General features: G+C 34.5%; 12 protein-coding genes and 1 other annotated feature. Of the genes, 1 reads left to right on the top strand and 11 read right to left on the bottom strand.

What is annotated here, in order from left to right; translation table 11 throughout:
• Positions 1-443 precede the first annotated feature (443 nt).
• From trpA to trpD, 5 genes are read right to left on the bottom strand one after another with little or no spacing between them, the layout of a single operon-like run.
• A complete protein-coding gene (gene trpA / locus ACN6MX_RS08985; protein ID WP_419962277.1) occupies positions 444-1,232 on the bottom strand; it encodes a tryptophan synthase subunit alpha in 789 nt (262 codons plus the stop codon).
• Positions 1,225-2,430: a tryptophan synthase subunit beta gene (gene trpB, locus ACN6MX_RS08980; RefSeq protein WP_419962276.1), complete on the bottom strand. Its 1,206-nt coding sequence runs from the start codon at positions 2,428-2,430 to the stop codon at positions 1,225-1,227. Before trpB ends, trpA begins: the two co-directional genes overlap by 8 nt.
• Positions 2,423-3,046 (bottom strand): phosphoribosylanthranilate isomerase, encoded by a 624-nt coding sequence (locus tag ACN6MX_RS08975; protein ID WP_419962275.1) that lies wholly within the window; start codon positions 3,044-3,046, stop codon positions 2,423-2,425. Before ACN6MX_RS08975 ends, trpB begins: the two co-directional genes overlap by 8 nt.
• A complete protein-coding gene (trpC, locus tag ACN6MX_RS08970; RefSeq protein WP_419962274.1) occupies positions 3,043-3,834 on the bottom strand; it encodes an indole-3-glycerol phosphate synthase TrpC in 792 nt (263 codons plus the stop codon). Before trpC ends, ACN6MX_RS08975 begins: the two co-directional genes overlap by 4 nt.
• A complete protein-coding gene (gene trpD / locus ACN6MX_RS08965; protein WP_419962273.1) occupies positions 3,831-4,862 on the bottom strand; it encodes an anthranilate phosphoribosyltransferase in 1,032 nt (343 codons plus the stop codon). The genes trpC and trpD overlap by 4 nt, the downstream gene beginning before the upstream one ends.
• 75 nt (positions 4,863-4,937) lie before the next feature.
• Positions 4,938-5,154, bottom strand: a binding site (T-box leader).
• 240 nt (positions 5,155-5,394) lie between these two features.
• Between trpD and ACN6MX_RS08960 the strand changes: the two genes are divergently transcribed.
• On the top strand, positions 5,395-5,580 hold the full coding sequence (locus tag ACN6MX_RS08960) for a PepSY domain-containing protein (protein WP_419962272.1): 186 nt from the start codon (positions 5,395-5,397) through the stop codon (positions 5,578-5,580).
• A 1,037-nt stretch (positions 5,581-6,617) separates the two neighbouring features.
• On the opposite strand, the gene ACN6MX_RS08955 is transcribed toward ACN6MX_RS08960, so the two are convergent.
• From ACN6MX_RS08955 to ACN6MX_RS08930, 6 genes are all read right to left on the bottom strand, one after another.
• The gene (locus tag ACN6MX_RS08955) at positions 6,618-8,309 is read right to left on the bottom strand and encodes a MutS-related protein (RefSeq protein WP_419962271.1); all 1,692 of its coding nucleotides are present in this window, start codon (positions 8,307-8,309) and stop codon (positions 6,618-6,620) included.
• A gap of 290 nt (positions 8,310-8,599) precedes the next feature.
• Entirely contained in the window at positions 8,600-9,019 is a 420-nt protein-coding gene (locus ACN6MX_RS08950) for a flavoprotein (RefSeq protein ID WP_419962270.1), read from the bottom strand.
• Between the two features lie 234 nt (positions 9,020-9,253).
• The gene (locus tag ACN6MX_RS08945; protein ID WP_419962269.1) at positions 9,254-9,700 is read right to left on the bottom strand and encodes a hypothetical protein; all 447 of its coding nucleotides are present in this window, start codon (positions 9,698-9,700) and stop codon (positions 9,254-9,256) included.
• A 68-nt stretch (positions 9,701-9,768) separates the two neighbouring features.
• Complete coding sequence (locus tag ACN6MX_RS08940; protein WP_419962268.1) at positions 9,769-10,344, bottom strand: DnaD domain protein; 576 nt, start codon at positions 10,342-10,344, stop codon at positions 9,769-9,771.
• 500 nt (positions 10,345-10,844) lie between these two features.
• Positions 10,845-11,516, bottom strand: a complete 672-nt coding sequence (locus tag ACN6MX_RS08935; protein ID WP_419962267.1) for a hypothetical protein — start codon at positions 11,514-11,516, stop codon at positions 10,845-10,847.
• Positions 11,517-11,898: 382 nt separating this feature from the next.
• Positions 11,899-12,834: a magnesium transporter CorA family protein gene (locus ACN6MX_RS08930; protein WP_419962266.1), complete on the bottom strand. Its 936-nt coding sequence runs from the start codon at positions 12,832-12,834 to the stop codon at positions 11,899-11,901.
• Positions 12,835-13,283 lie beyond the last annotated feature (449 nt).

Here is a 13,283-nt window from a genome sequence, read left to right as displayed (position 1 = left end):
AAACCTGATTCTATCGTTTTCGAAGAGCATTGGACAGACGTTTTGCTATTGGATTTCCTAGTGAACTTTTAGGGATGCTGGTTGATTGTGACGTCCGTCACAATCAACCAGCATCCCTTTTTTTCGGTAATTTTATGACTTATGTCTGTCCTTCACTCTTCTACAACTTTTAGAAACAGGTTAGTGCATTTTTGGATAACTAGAGATAAGATACGTTCTTATTCATGGAGTAAGCTCTCGAAGATGCAATTTCGTTCGCAATCTCGCATAATTACAAATAATTTTATTAGCATCTAAAATTTGAACAATCTTATCAACTTAGCTATTTCTGAAAGTGTCAAAAACCCAGTGTGCACAAGACATTTTTATATACATTCTTATCTTTTAGGAAAATAAGAAGAGCAACTCGTCTTTTGTCAAAAAACGAGTTGCTCTTTTCATTTTTAGTTTAAAACTCTTGTTTTAGTAGCTTTTATTAATGTAGTTATTTTCTCCAACTCATTTTGATGGAAAGCCTCGACTATAGCACTTCCTACGATTACGCCATCTGCCAATGCTCCCATACTTTTTACTTGCTCCGGTGTAGAAATGCCAAAGCCTGCTAGCACTGGTATATTGCTTTGCTCTGACAAGTTTGTTAAATGTTGCTCCAATTGATCACCAAATCCATCTCTAACTCCTGTAATCCCGTTAACTGTAACTGCATAGACAAACCCTTCACCTGACGCAGTAATCTTAGCAATACGGTCTGGTGGACTTGTCAAAGAAACAAGTGGGACCAAGGCAACATCCGTATCTGCAAGTACTTTGTGGAGTTCTACCGTTTCTTCTACAGGTAAGTCTGGAACGATTAATCCTGCTATCCCTAATTTCTCACATGCATGCGCAAACTGATCTAATCCAAAACTAAGTACCGGATTATAGTACGTCATTAGTACAAGTGGAACTGTAACTTCTTCATAAAAGGTTTCTAGTTCCTGCAGGATTAAACTTAGTGTTGTGCCATGTGTAAGCGCTCGTTCACCTGCTTGCTGAATGGTAGGCCCATCTGCAACAGGATCAGAAAATGGTATACCAAGTTCAATCGCGGTAATCCCTGCTTCTTGTAAAAATAATATTTTAGTCTTTAATGTCTCTAACCCCCCGTCCCCTGCCATCATGTAGGCTACAAAAGCTTTATCACCTTGGGAATTTACCGCTTGAATAGCGTTTAATAGTTTCTCTTTAGTCATTGTCATTCACTCCTAACGCATCACGAACCGTTTGAACATCCTTATCTCCGCGGCCAGATAAACAAATAACTAATATCTCTTCTGGAGACATTTCTTTTGCCAGCTCCGTAGCAAAATGAATAGCATGGGCACTTTCAAGAGCTGGTATTATGCCTTCTTTTTTCGATAATAGCTGTAAACCTTCTAAGGCTTGAGCGTCTGTTACAGAAGTATATTTAACTCTACCTATATCATGTAAATAAGAATGTTCTGGACCTACTCCTGGGTAATCAAGACCCGCAGAAATTGAATGTGCTTCCTGTATAAAACCATTATCATCCTGTAAAATGTACATATAAGCTCCATGCAATACGCCTTCCTTAGCTTCGGCAACAGCCGCTGCGTGAAGACCAGTAGAAATACCACTTCCCCCTGCCTCTACGCCGTATAAAGCAACGTTCTCATCCTCCACAAATGGATGGAACATACCAATTGCATTGCTACCACCACCAACACAAGCGACTACAGCATCTGGTAATTTCCCAACCTTTTCTACAATTTGGCGTCTAGTTTCAACTCCAATTACCCGTTGGAAATCACGAACAATACTAGGGAATGGATGTGGTCCTAGAGCAGAGCCTAATATATAATGCGTATCTTCTACATTGGAAACCCAATATCTAAGTGCTTCATTGACTGCATCTTTGAGTGTGCCTGATCCCTGATCCACGGAAACAACTTTTGTACCAAGTAATTCCATACGAAATACGTTCAGTTCCTGGCGACGGACATCCTCTTTTCCCATGAAAACAATACACTCTAAGTCAAAGAGTGCACAAACAGTTGCGGTTGCTACACCATGCTGTCCAGCCCCTGTTTCCGCTACGATTTTCTTTTTACCCATACGCTTAGCGAGTAACGCCTGACCAATTGTATTATTAATCTTGTGGGCACCTGTATGGTTTAAGTCCTCCCTTTTCAAATATATTTGAGCTCCGTCAAGTTCTTTTGTTAGTCTTTCCGCAAAATATAATGGTGTCTCACGACCAACATAATCTTTTAAATAATAATTTACTTGATCTAAAAAAGTTGGATCCAAAATAGCGTCTTCATAGGCCTTTTCAAGCTCTATCAAAGCAGTCATTAATGTTTCTGGAACATACTGGCCACCAAATCTACCAAATCTACCAACTCTTTGTTCCTCTGTTGTATTAACCATTATTCCTGCCCCTTTCTTTTACAGCTCGTATAAATGATTGAATCAGTTCTTTATCTTTACCGCCATTTCGTTCTACTCCACTTGACACATCTACCATATAAGGATTTACTCGCTCAATTGCATCTCTTACATTGCTTGGGTTCAAACCACCCGCTAAAATAATTTTTTCAGTTGGAATATCGTTAACTTCCATTAGCTGCCAGTCAAATACTTCACCACTACCGCCTTGATAATCGGTACCTGGTGCATCAAACAAATAAAAATCGGTCTCGTATTTTTTCGCCTGAAGAACATCCTCTTCATTGTGAACTGATAATGCTTTAATAGAAGGTAGATTGTTTGTCAGTACAAACTCTGGGGTTTCCTGACCATGATATTGAATATAATCGAGCGGAACCTCTTGGATTGCAGTTATTAGTTCCTCTTTTGTTGGATTTACAAAAACTCCTATCTTCCAAATTCCCGGAGGTACGTCTTTAGCTAGCTCTTGAGCTTTTTCGATTGTAACTTTCCTCTTACTTGGAGCAAAAACAAAACCAATCGCATCTGCACCAGCGCTAACGGCGATTTCCACATGTTCTTTTTCCATAAGGCCACAAATTTTCACCTTTGTCATGAGGTAATTACCTCCCTTTTAACTTGTAAGCTTCGAAGAGCATTTTCAACATTTCCACTACGCATTAGCGACTCCCCGACAAGCACCCCACTGGCACCATAACTAGCTACTTTTTTAGCATCAGCGGAATCCCAAATACCACTTTCACTTATGAGCACACGTTCTTCTCCAAATGGAAAGATGGCTGCAATTTCTTCAGTTCTAGACAAATCTACTTGAAATGTTCGAAGATCGCGGTTATTAACCCCGACTAGCTTTGCATCCAGTTGCAAAGCACGATCTAGCTCAATAGAATCATGAACTTCCACTAGTACTTCCAATCCTTTGCTAATCGCATATTTATATAAAGTTACAAGTTTTTCTTGTCCCAGTGCTGCTACTATAAGTAGCACTACAGATGCACCTGCTTGTTTTGCATAATCTATTTGTATCGGATGAATGATAAAGTCTTTACAAAGAATTGGGATAGATACAGTGCGAGCAACAATAGCTAAATCATCAAATGTTCCTTGGAAAAAAGGTCTATCGGTTAATACAGAAATACAGGCAGCACCGGCTTCTACATATAGAGACGCTTGCTCTGCAGGGTTAACCCCTTCAGCTATCAATCCTTTTGAAGGCGATGCTCGCTTAATCTCAGAAATTACTTGTAACTTTTCAGAGTGATAAAGCAAATCAAATAAGGACGGTCTAGCAGATGAATTTGTTTGTTCTGGAATGGTATGCTTTAACAATTCCTGAATTTGATCTTTTTTAGCATCCAATATCTTATCTAGAATAGTTGTCATAATACCACCTCATGTCGTACAGATTGTTGACTGAATGCAATAACTGCTTCCAGTTTTTCTAGTGCTTTACCTGATTGGATAGAATCCGCTGCCATCTTAACTCCTTCTTGAATAGAGCTAACAATACCAGATGCAAATAATCCAATTCCGCTATTAAAAAGGACGGTATCTAAATAGGCACTTGCTTCCCCTTGGAGAACGTTACGCAGTATTTTAGCATTTGTGTATCCATCTCCTCCACGTATTGCAGAAATAGGAGCAGAAGCTAAACCAACATCATTTGGCGTCAGCTTAAAGGGTATTAAATCCCCATTGTCTACCAAGACTAATTGATTTACACCTGCAAGAGATGCCTCATCCATCCCACCAGCACCACAAACAACGATAGCTCTCTTTCTTCCTAAAATTCTTAATACTTCTGCATATTCCATCGTGAAATCTGATCGATTGATCCCCGTATATTGAGTTTGTAATTTAATAGGATTTGTTAATGGGCCAACCAAGTTAAAAATTGTTGGCTTTCCAATCATTTTTCGAGCAATTCCAATTTTCTTTAGTTTTGGATGCACATTAGGTGCGTAAAGGAAAGTTAACCCTTCTTGCTTAAGTAATTCAATTGATGCCTCAGGGCTAATGGTAGTATGGATACCTAATGCTTCCAGTACATCGGAGCTTCCTGCGCTACTTGAAATTTTGCGGTTACCATGTTTCGCTATTGTTGCTCCTGCACCAGCTAAAACAAATGCAGAAGTGGTACTTATATTAAAGCTATTCAAGCCATCACCACCAGTACCGCAATTGTCCATATAATCGCCCTCTGGCTCATTCAAATGAATTGCAAAGGACCTCATAACTGTTGCAAGTGCAGCAACCTCTATTGAAGTCTCACCTTTTATTGAAAGTGTTCTTAAAAAATCAACAATATGTTGTACTTCCGTATCTTCCGCAAACATTAACTTTGAAGCTATAATCATCTCTTCATACATTAAATGCACGTTCTTCTCTACTTTTTCAATAAATTCTCTCATCTTTACTCTCTCCTCTGCTCGTCTCTAGGTAAATAAAAAAAGTCCTCTTCCAAGGGATTTCAGAAAAATCCCTTGGAAGAGGACGGTGTTGACCGCGTTGCCACCTCTAGTTGGAGTGTAAAACTCCCGCTTAAGCTCCTGTAACGTAGGAAATACGTCTACCTCTAAAACAAGTTAATGTCCTCGAGGAAGCTCTCATAAGCCCATTCGCATTAGTAACAAATCAGTTCTCACCAACCACTGACTCTCTTAATTGTCCGCCAAAGCTACTATTCTTACTCAAACAATTTCTCAGCTATACTAAACTAATCTCAGCTCATCTGTTCTTAGGCGACACTACTCTTAGCATCTTCTACCCTTTATCCGAACATAAAAGTTAACTATTATGATAGTAGGAATACTTTCAATTGTCAAATATTTTTTAAAATTTAACAGCTTATTTGCATAACTTAGGTTATATCATGACAAGGAGGGTTTTAATCAGTGGTAAATCCAATGAATGGACAACGGATCACTATAGAACAAACAAGCAATGAATGTAGCAGTACAGACAGTTCCCGGTCAAATTGTAAACGTGGACTTGGATATGGAGGATGGCATTCTTGTATACGAAGTGTTCATCATGACACAAAACAACAAGATTTTTGAAGTGGAAGTCCATGCTAGAACGGGGAGTATAATAAAAATAGAACAAGAAAATGACTTTGATTTTGATTGAACAAACAAGCATGTAACGATAAAAGAAGAAATGATGTTGCGAACAACTACCCCATCAATTCCCTTCCGGATAGTTGGTATAATAAAGGAAATACAGGTATACAATAAATTACCTACCGGATGTTAGTAGCATCCAATCGGTAATATAGACTGATTCTCGTAAAGGGTATCAGCAAGGTAGCTTAAATAATCCATCCGAGCCTAGGTTTATCAAGACCTAAATTAAGAAAAAGCTAAATAAATTAAAGGACATAGCATATTAGTCATATAAACTATGTCATGTCTTGATTTATTTGACCAACACACTTCTCTTTTATTACACATTATGTGTCGTACTGTGACTTAAAACATATATAAGGAAGAAAATATCGTGTACACCAAATTTTATATATTAGGAAAATATTCTGGAGGTTTTGGCTATAAAAACACATAATCTATTAGGAAAAGTCATAGGATGGTTAGGATTCATATTTTTTATTTCTGGTCTTGAAACAAGGCTCGGTACATTAGAATACAATTCTCTTATACCAAACGAATCCTTGGCTCTTATTTATATCTGTATAGGAATTGCTTTGTTATTGATTTCAAACTTTTTTAAAAAACCTAATACCACAAGAATTTAATAAAGTTAATAAGGGGATTAAAGATATTTGCAAACCCCACCCTTGTTTAACACTTGAAAGCACAATATTAGTTTAATGCGACATAAAAACTCTCATTCTCTTCTTGAACTAAATCTTCTAATCTAATAAACCTATAATCTTTGTCTTTTTCTACTAAGTAGGTGGATTACTTTTTCGTGTCACCTAAAAAGGTCAGCGTAATCAATTCAATGATTAATGAAGAAAAACTAATCAAAGGTTATAATCGCCAGAAAGAAATACTTGATAATCTTGATTTCTGTTCGTAATATCTTTTGTAAGAAAGCAAGAAATTTAATTTCATTTTGATATATTCATTTATATTCTCTAGTTTTAAATCTAACAACATATTCAATAAAATTGATTAATATGAAGACTTTTTTTTTGCCTCTTTTGATTATAGAAAAGATTTTCCCACCATATTCCCAACATTAAATACATCCCATTTGCGTTTCTTGGTAAAGTTTTGTGCTAAACTATTCGATCTATTTGTTATACTTTTTGGATACCTAAGCATTTCGAGTAATTTGATGGCGTTCCTCGACTTGGAAGGTCCTGAATGTATTTTATAATCGAATCGTACCTCTCCATTTTCGATTGTTTCCCTGAAATGATAATTCGCATACATACTTTCGGCTATTTCTGTTAGTTCAATATCATGTGATGCTATGACATTCATTCCACTATTTAAAGAAAGCCATTCCATTATTGCTGCAGATGCAGCAATTCGTTCGATTGTATTTGTACCTTTTAATATTTCATCAATAAATGATATGCATGGTTTTCCTTCTTCTATAAGTTGAATAATACGGTTAAGGGATTTTATCTCTGCAATATAATAACTATCCCCATTTAACACGTTATCCTGAATAGCCATAGACGTTACGATATAACTCGGCTTCATAGTCCAACTTTCAGCAATTACAGTGTTAATTGTCTGTGCTAAAATTGCATTAATGGCGATTGCTTTAATGTATGTTGATTTCCCTGAGGCATTAGAGCCTGTGACGAGCGTACACTTTCCGAGGCTAGATGTATTTGAAACTGGCTTCTCTATAAGGGGATGGGCCATATTCTCGAAAAACAGCTCTTCTTTATCAGTAAAAGTAGGTGTACAGTATGTCCCCATTGATTTACGATAAAATGCTATCGCTATGGCCGCATCCATTTTCCCAATAATTGTCCAGACTTTAGAATATTCTTTTTGATATGTGGAAATTGTTTTAATAATATTATTATATGAAATAAAATCCAATAAAAAGAGAATGCGTAAGTATTCAAATAATACATCGAACTCTCCACCACTGCCACTTCCAAGCGAAGTTATCTTATTAAAAGTGATTACTTTTTTAATAGGTTGAACACTTTTTTTAAGATCTTTTATATGTATAAAAAGTTTTGGATGCCTAAGATTAGCTATACACTTTCCTGTATTTATAATAGCTGCTACAAACCCAACAGAATAAAGATCATTTTCTAACTTCATTTTATTTCGGTAATAAATGAATGTATTAATACAAAGCGATGCTAAAAGACTTGCTATTCCAATCTTAAAACTGATAAACATTAAAAGAATGGAAGCAACAGGCAATAACGAGAAAATAACATATAAATATGCGTATTTTATTTTATTATCTTTAAGATCGTAAATAAAAGAAGAAGAATTGGTATAATTTTGTTTTCCAAGTCTTGAGAGGATTAATAGGATTTCTTCTCTTAATTGCTGATCCTTTGCAATTAATCTATAAAGCTCCTCATCATTTTGTTTTTCTGATAGATTGATATCCCTAAGCTGATTAAATAAATATTCTGATCCAACAGTAGATTGTGTGTAATTGAGCTTTTTGAAAACATCATTCATACCCAAATCGTCCCAAGTCAGCTGATCTACACCATCGTAATTCTTTGTGTTTTTTTTCCGATTAGACCAGTAAGATGAAATAGAATTAAAATCAAAATTTAGTGGGATAAACTCTCCAGTCTCCCATTCATTTCGAATCATTGTAAGTTTCTTTTTGTTTTTCGTTAATAAATGATAAACAATAATAAAGACTACACTGATTAACGCAATTACAAACAGTTTTGACAAAAGAAACACTCCTTTTACTTTATAAATCTGTAAACTTATACACCGTTAGTTGGACTAGGACCAATACTATACCTTTCTTGTTTTCCCTAATGCACTTGCTCATATTAAACAAATCAATGACTGTTCCGCCATATTTAAATTGAACTAAACTACCCTTTTACCTTGTTTACGTTTGAACCAAATAGAAGTTCCAAATTTAAGTAAATGTTCCATTTAAAAATTTATTCAACTAAACTACGGCTTTATTTGAAAAAAAAAAGGATTTACTCCTTCTTGAAGTAAAACACCCACTAGTTGAATTCTATTTTTTTAACGTTTTCATAAGGAATTCCTGTTTCTATGTAACTTCTAATCAACTTCCATTCATCGTTTTCTTGTTTTTTAAACGTTTGAAAAAATATGCTAACATTCTCTAACTTCTTTCCACCAATAACTAATGTAGCAGACAGGATTGCCATAACTTCACCTTCTCGTAAAGGAACTATTGAAATTTCAATTAAATCCCATTTATTTTCTTTTTCTTTTGCGAAATTAAAGCCTTGTTCCCAGCCAGTCATCGACTCTTCATAACCAAAGTCTACTAATTCACCACCTAAAATCTCTCTTGCTTTATAATCCTTGGAAATTATATTTTTCATGTCTGTTAATGACGAGGTTCTCCAAACATGTAGATACGAATCAAGAAACTTGCGAAATGAATTATTTACCACAAAAAAATCCCTCCTAATATACTGATTTTATTCACCTAAACTGCTACGCTATAAAAATACTCATTATGTCTATAATTCTATTAAGTTGGCAATAATCCCTTTAATATTGCTATTTTTGGGGAGATGGAATTGTTACTGTCAAAAGCATGGTTTTCGTTTGAAGCCAAAAAACAAATAGAAGGCTTTTCGCCGCAAACGTTGAAGGCATTAATGAAAATTCATAATTCAACCTTACTATTCCGCGGCATTCTTTAAAATCTCAAAGAAATCACTATCATTTTCAATTGTATAGTATTCGTGCATATCAATGACACTTAGTAATTGTTTATCCGAATCAACCCACATTGTATATCCTGTATTTAATGTAATATTGACTCGGTAATCGTAATCTATTAAACCATCTGTTCCTCTTTTAAATTTTGCGTTTTTAATAGCCTCTATAAGTGCTTGTTGAGTTTCTTCTGGAATTTCAATTGATGTGAATATATCCTCTGTTCCCCTATCAATACTTTCAATGTCTACAAATGGGTTTTCTACATTTAAATCAGCATGGTCTCCTAATACATCTGATGCAGAATAAGTCCTATTAGAATTAGCAAAGGCAATGCCCCACATCAAAACAAACAATAAAGCTACAATTACGATTCCATTTTTTTTGATATTTCGCGATATTAACTCCACATTGCCACCGTCCTTTTTATTCTTGAAATTTTCATGGGAGTTTAACAAGGAATTTTTATTATTTGTATTTATTTTTCAAGCGACTCGTTATGCTTTCTATGTTCTTCTCTTATAAATTCAATAGCTTTTTCAACAGTTAGTATATCGTTCTTCAACCAATTCTTTCCGATTTCCAAAACTAATGATTGAACAAAACCTATTCCATTAAAAATAAAAACATATTCCAACAGGACATTTATTACCTCATTATTAAGCCCCAAGTCTTGCAAATCTTCTATAAGTGTTTCATCAGCTTTAGATGCAACGTCATATTCATTAATTAAGTCAATTGGTGTAATATTTTTATATCTATTAAGAACCCATTCATCCGGTGTCATTCCTGTTTTTTCTTTAAATTTCGCTTCATGTTTAGCATTTCTTTCATCTATTGTCATGCCGTGTATTTCTTCAAATCGTTCTTCAGGTGTCGTCCCATGTATTACTTTACCTTGCAGTTTTTTCCTTCGTTTTTTATCCATCATCTTCCCAGGTTTAGCCTTATTTTTTTCTTCAAGTTTTGCATTCCATTCCTCCGTTGTCATTTCCTTTTCTTCTTTATATCGTTCCTCATCTACTATTTGCTGTATTTTTTTATCTTTTGTCATGTTTGTCCTCCTTAATCCAGTAGTTTTAAGTTGTATTTTGGCTCACATTTAATTTTCTCATCTAATTTCTTAATTAAAGTAAAGCACCTGTTAGCCACCTATACAACCAAATAAAAGCAGCACCTCAGAGAAGGAAAATGTTTCAGAACGGATATAGATTGATATGGTTGGCGAAAAAGGTCGATCAACTCTAGTGCCATTGAGCAGCACATCCTTTAGTCTGACTCCAACGACCACAGTGCATCACAGACTGTCGTACTCTTTACGAGTAGCATTCATGGGAGTTTAATCCTACTCTGGTTACTGCACCAGCGTTGACTTTATTTTTAGAAGAATGGAGTGGGTCCTGTTTTACCTTTTAACTCAATATAAACATTCTGAAGGCTCAGCCTCTTTTTTAAAAAGATTTATCTGAGTTGTTATGCAATGTTATAAACTTTGAGTGTTTTTTAATTTTCATGGGAGTTAAAGAAGTGGGGCCATCATTGCCAATAAATTGATTAATTTACTACTTCCCCTTTGGCATTCAATATTTTAATTTCATACGAATCAATATTAGATAGAGAATTAAGTTCCTTAGAATGTAGGATTTCATTCACTGTCTTTTCAATTTCCAATACTAACTTATGTGCATCTTTATCTGAACCTTTTAATGAAGTTTGAATGGTAATGGATTTTTGATTCTCATTTTGATACTCAGTATTTATATTCCCGAATACGTCGTTATGTTTAAGACCTTCCATTAAACTCAATGCTATATGTGAAAGTTCTTTGTTTATTTTTTCAGTTTCTTCGGAAGTCAAAGATAAATCCATTCTTTCTATAACAACTGTATAGTCCTTTAAGGTAGAAGATTTTATTACATTTGTTGCAATGGACTCAATATCCTTTTTTACTGAATTAAAATATTCTTCATTCTCTTTAATTTTCACCTTCAATTCTATCTCCGAGTTCGAACTTACAGCAAATTCTAAATCCCCATATTTTTCATGAATTTTTTCAGTTACCGAATTCAATATAGAAAAATGCAGTTCTTGTTCTTTAGTAGATAAAGCTTCTGGTTCCACCTTATTGGCAATAGGAGTATCAACATCTGAATGCTTATTTAACAGGCTTAATGATGCTATTGCCACTATAAGTATTCCAGTAATAATGAATATCCTTTTTAACATAAAATCCCTCCTGTTAAGAAGGTATGTCATTAATCCATCAAAAAGTCCCAAGAAAAGCATAATGTCCTACTTCTTTAAGTTAATCGCTACTTTAGTTGAATATGCTTTCGTTTATTTTCTTTTATTCTCCAGCCTTTCAGTTAAATCATTAAAGTTTTAGACTCATTCTAGCATTGGTATTTTTTCAGCTAACGAAATCCCTTTTTGAATGAGTTATTAAACCAATAGAAAACTTCAAGTTCGTTTCCTATTGCTGCACCAATTGTAACTCCGATTAAATATTTTTTTGTACCATTACCAGTAATTTTCACCAAACCCGAAACAAAAAAACAGCCCGATTTGTATTAAAATCGACTGCCTTTTTTAATTTATACGTAACAAACTAGAAGATCCTCCTTCTCCATAGTGCCAATCCGATTAAATTAACAAAAATTAATGCTATTATCATTATAATAATCCAAGAGAATCGATTATTATCAGAAATAGGTAAAATAACATTCATACCAAAGAAACTAAATACAAGTGTTGGAAGAGTTAAAAAAACTGTAAATAATGTAAGAGTTTTCATTGTATTATTCAATTCATTAGATATTAGCGATGAATACGACCCCGTTATACTGTTCAAAATTCTCGTATATAATTCTGTGGTCTCAATTCCTTGATTATTTTCAATTATCACATCTTCTAAAAGATCCTTATCATCTTCATATAGCTTTACGGTATTGGTACGAAGTAGTTTAGTTATAACATCCGCATTAGCCTTTAATGAGGTGAGAAAATAAACTAAACTTTTTTCAATCTCCATTAGATCGTAGAGCTGCTTGTTCGTTAATGAGTCACGTAAATTACTCTCTATTTTAAGACGTTGTTTGTTGAGCCGTTTTAATTTTTCTATATATTGAGTTGAAATTGAAAATAATATCTCTAATGCAAAACGACTCTTCATCAAGGTGTTAACATTTTTCTTGATTAAATTTTCTAAAAAGTTACCCGATTGACTACAAACCGTAACAATGTAATCTGATCCTAAGATTATTCCAATAGGAATTGTAATATAAGAATCAAATTGATCGTCATTAACAATAATAGGGAAATCATTAATAATTAATGTGCAATTGGTATCTACATCATATTGAATCCGAGCACTTTCTTCTAAATCTAACGGATCTTTTAAAAACTCAATAGGGATATTGCAAAGTTGAGATATCTCTTTAAGTTCTTCATTTGAAGGTGCGGTAATATTTATCCAACTATCTTTGTAGAAGTTTTCTGTTATTTCTAGAATTCCATCATGAGAGGATTTATAAGTAATCAACATTATATATCATCCTTTCTAATATTTATTTTAAGTCTTACGTTAGTAAAAAAAACGTTTTCTGTGAGATGTCTCTTCACTTCTTAACGGCATTGAAACTGCCACACCGTTAGTAACGTTTTGAATCCCGACTCCAAAGGAAAGGCTCAAATGCTTATGTTATAGGATTAAAAAGATCGATGAAAATTAATCAAAAGAAGGACTTCTTTCTAAAACGCCCCTAATTAGATTAGAGCTAAAATATTTGGCCTAGGAAACGTTTTAGATAAAATATAGTCATTTATTTAATGGGAAGCGCCAACATTTTAGCCAAAAAACGCTAAGACTTCGGATATGACCGTCTTAGCGTTTTAATTACTCTAAGACCAATAGTCCGGGCGGTATAGTTCGGACAATGGTCATTCAACTTCCGTTGTTTCAGTGGCCGTAATCAGCCGAAAGATGTATACCTA

This window comes from Psychrobacillus sp. BM2 (genome assembly GCF_048572895.1).
Taxonomy (GTDB): domain Bacteria; phylum Bacillota; class Bacilli; order Bacillales_A; family Planococcaceae; genus Psychrobacillus.
The sequence above is the reverse complement of the archived record's forward strand: the minus strand, read 5'-3'. Positions and strand labels throughout refer to the sequence as shown.

Excerpts from the sequence above, each read along its gene's own strand:
- trpA (WP_419962277.1), bottom strand. The coding sequence starts at position 1,232 with ATGACTAAAGAGAAACTATTAAACGCTATTCAAGCGGTAAATTCCCAA.
- trpB (WP_419962276.1), bottom strand. The coding sequence starts at position 2,430 with ATGGTTAATACAACAGAGGAACAAAGAGTTGGTAGATTTGGTAGATTT.
- ACN6MX_RS08975 (WP_419962275.1), bottom strand. The coding sequence starts at position 3,046 with ATGACAAAGGTGAAAATTTGTGGCCTTATGGAAAAAGAACATGTGGAA.
- trpC (WP_419962274.1), bottom strand. The coding sequence starts at position 3,834 with ATGACAACTATTCTAGATAAGATATTGGATGCTAAAAAAGATCAAATT.
- trpD (WP_419962273.1), bottom strand. The coding sequence starts at position 4,862 with ATGAGAGAATTTATTGAAAAAGTAGAGAAGAACGTGCATTTAATGTAT.
- ACN6MX_RS08960 (WP_419962272.1), top strand. The coding sequence starts at position 5,395 with ATGAATGTAGCAGTACAGACAGTTCCCGGTCAAATTGTAAACGTGGAC.
- ACN6MX_RS08940 (WP_419962268.1), bottom strand. The coding sequence starts at position 10,344 with ATGACAAAAGATAAAAAAATACAGCAAATAGTAGATGAGGAACGATAT.
- ACN6MX_RS08935 (WP_419962267.1), bottom strand. The coding sequence starts at position 11,516 with ATGTTAAAAAGGATATTCATTATTACTGGAATACTTATAGTGGCAATA.
- ACN6MX_RS08930 (WP_419962266.1), bottom strand. The coding sequence starts at position 12,834 with ATGTTGATTACTTATAAATCCTCTCATGATGGAATTCTAGAAATAACA.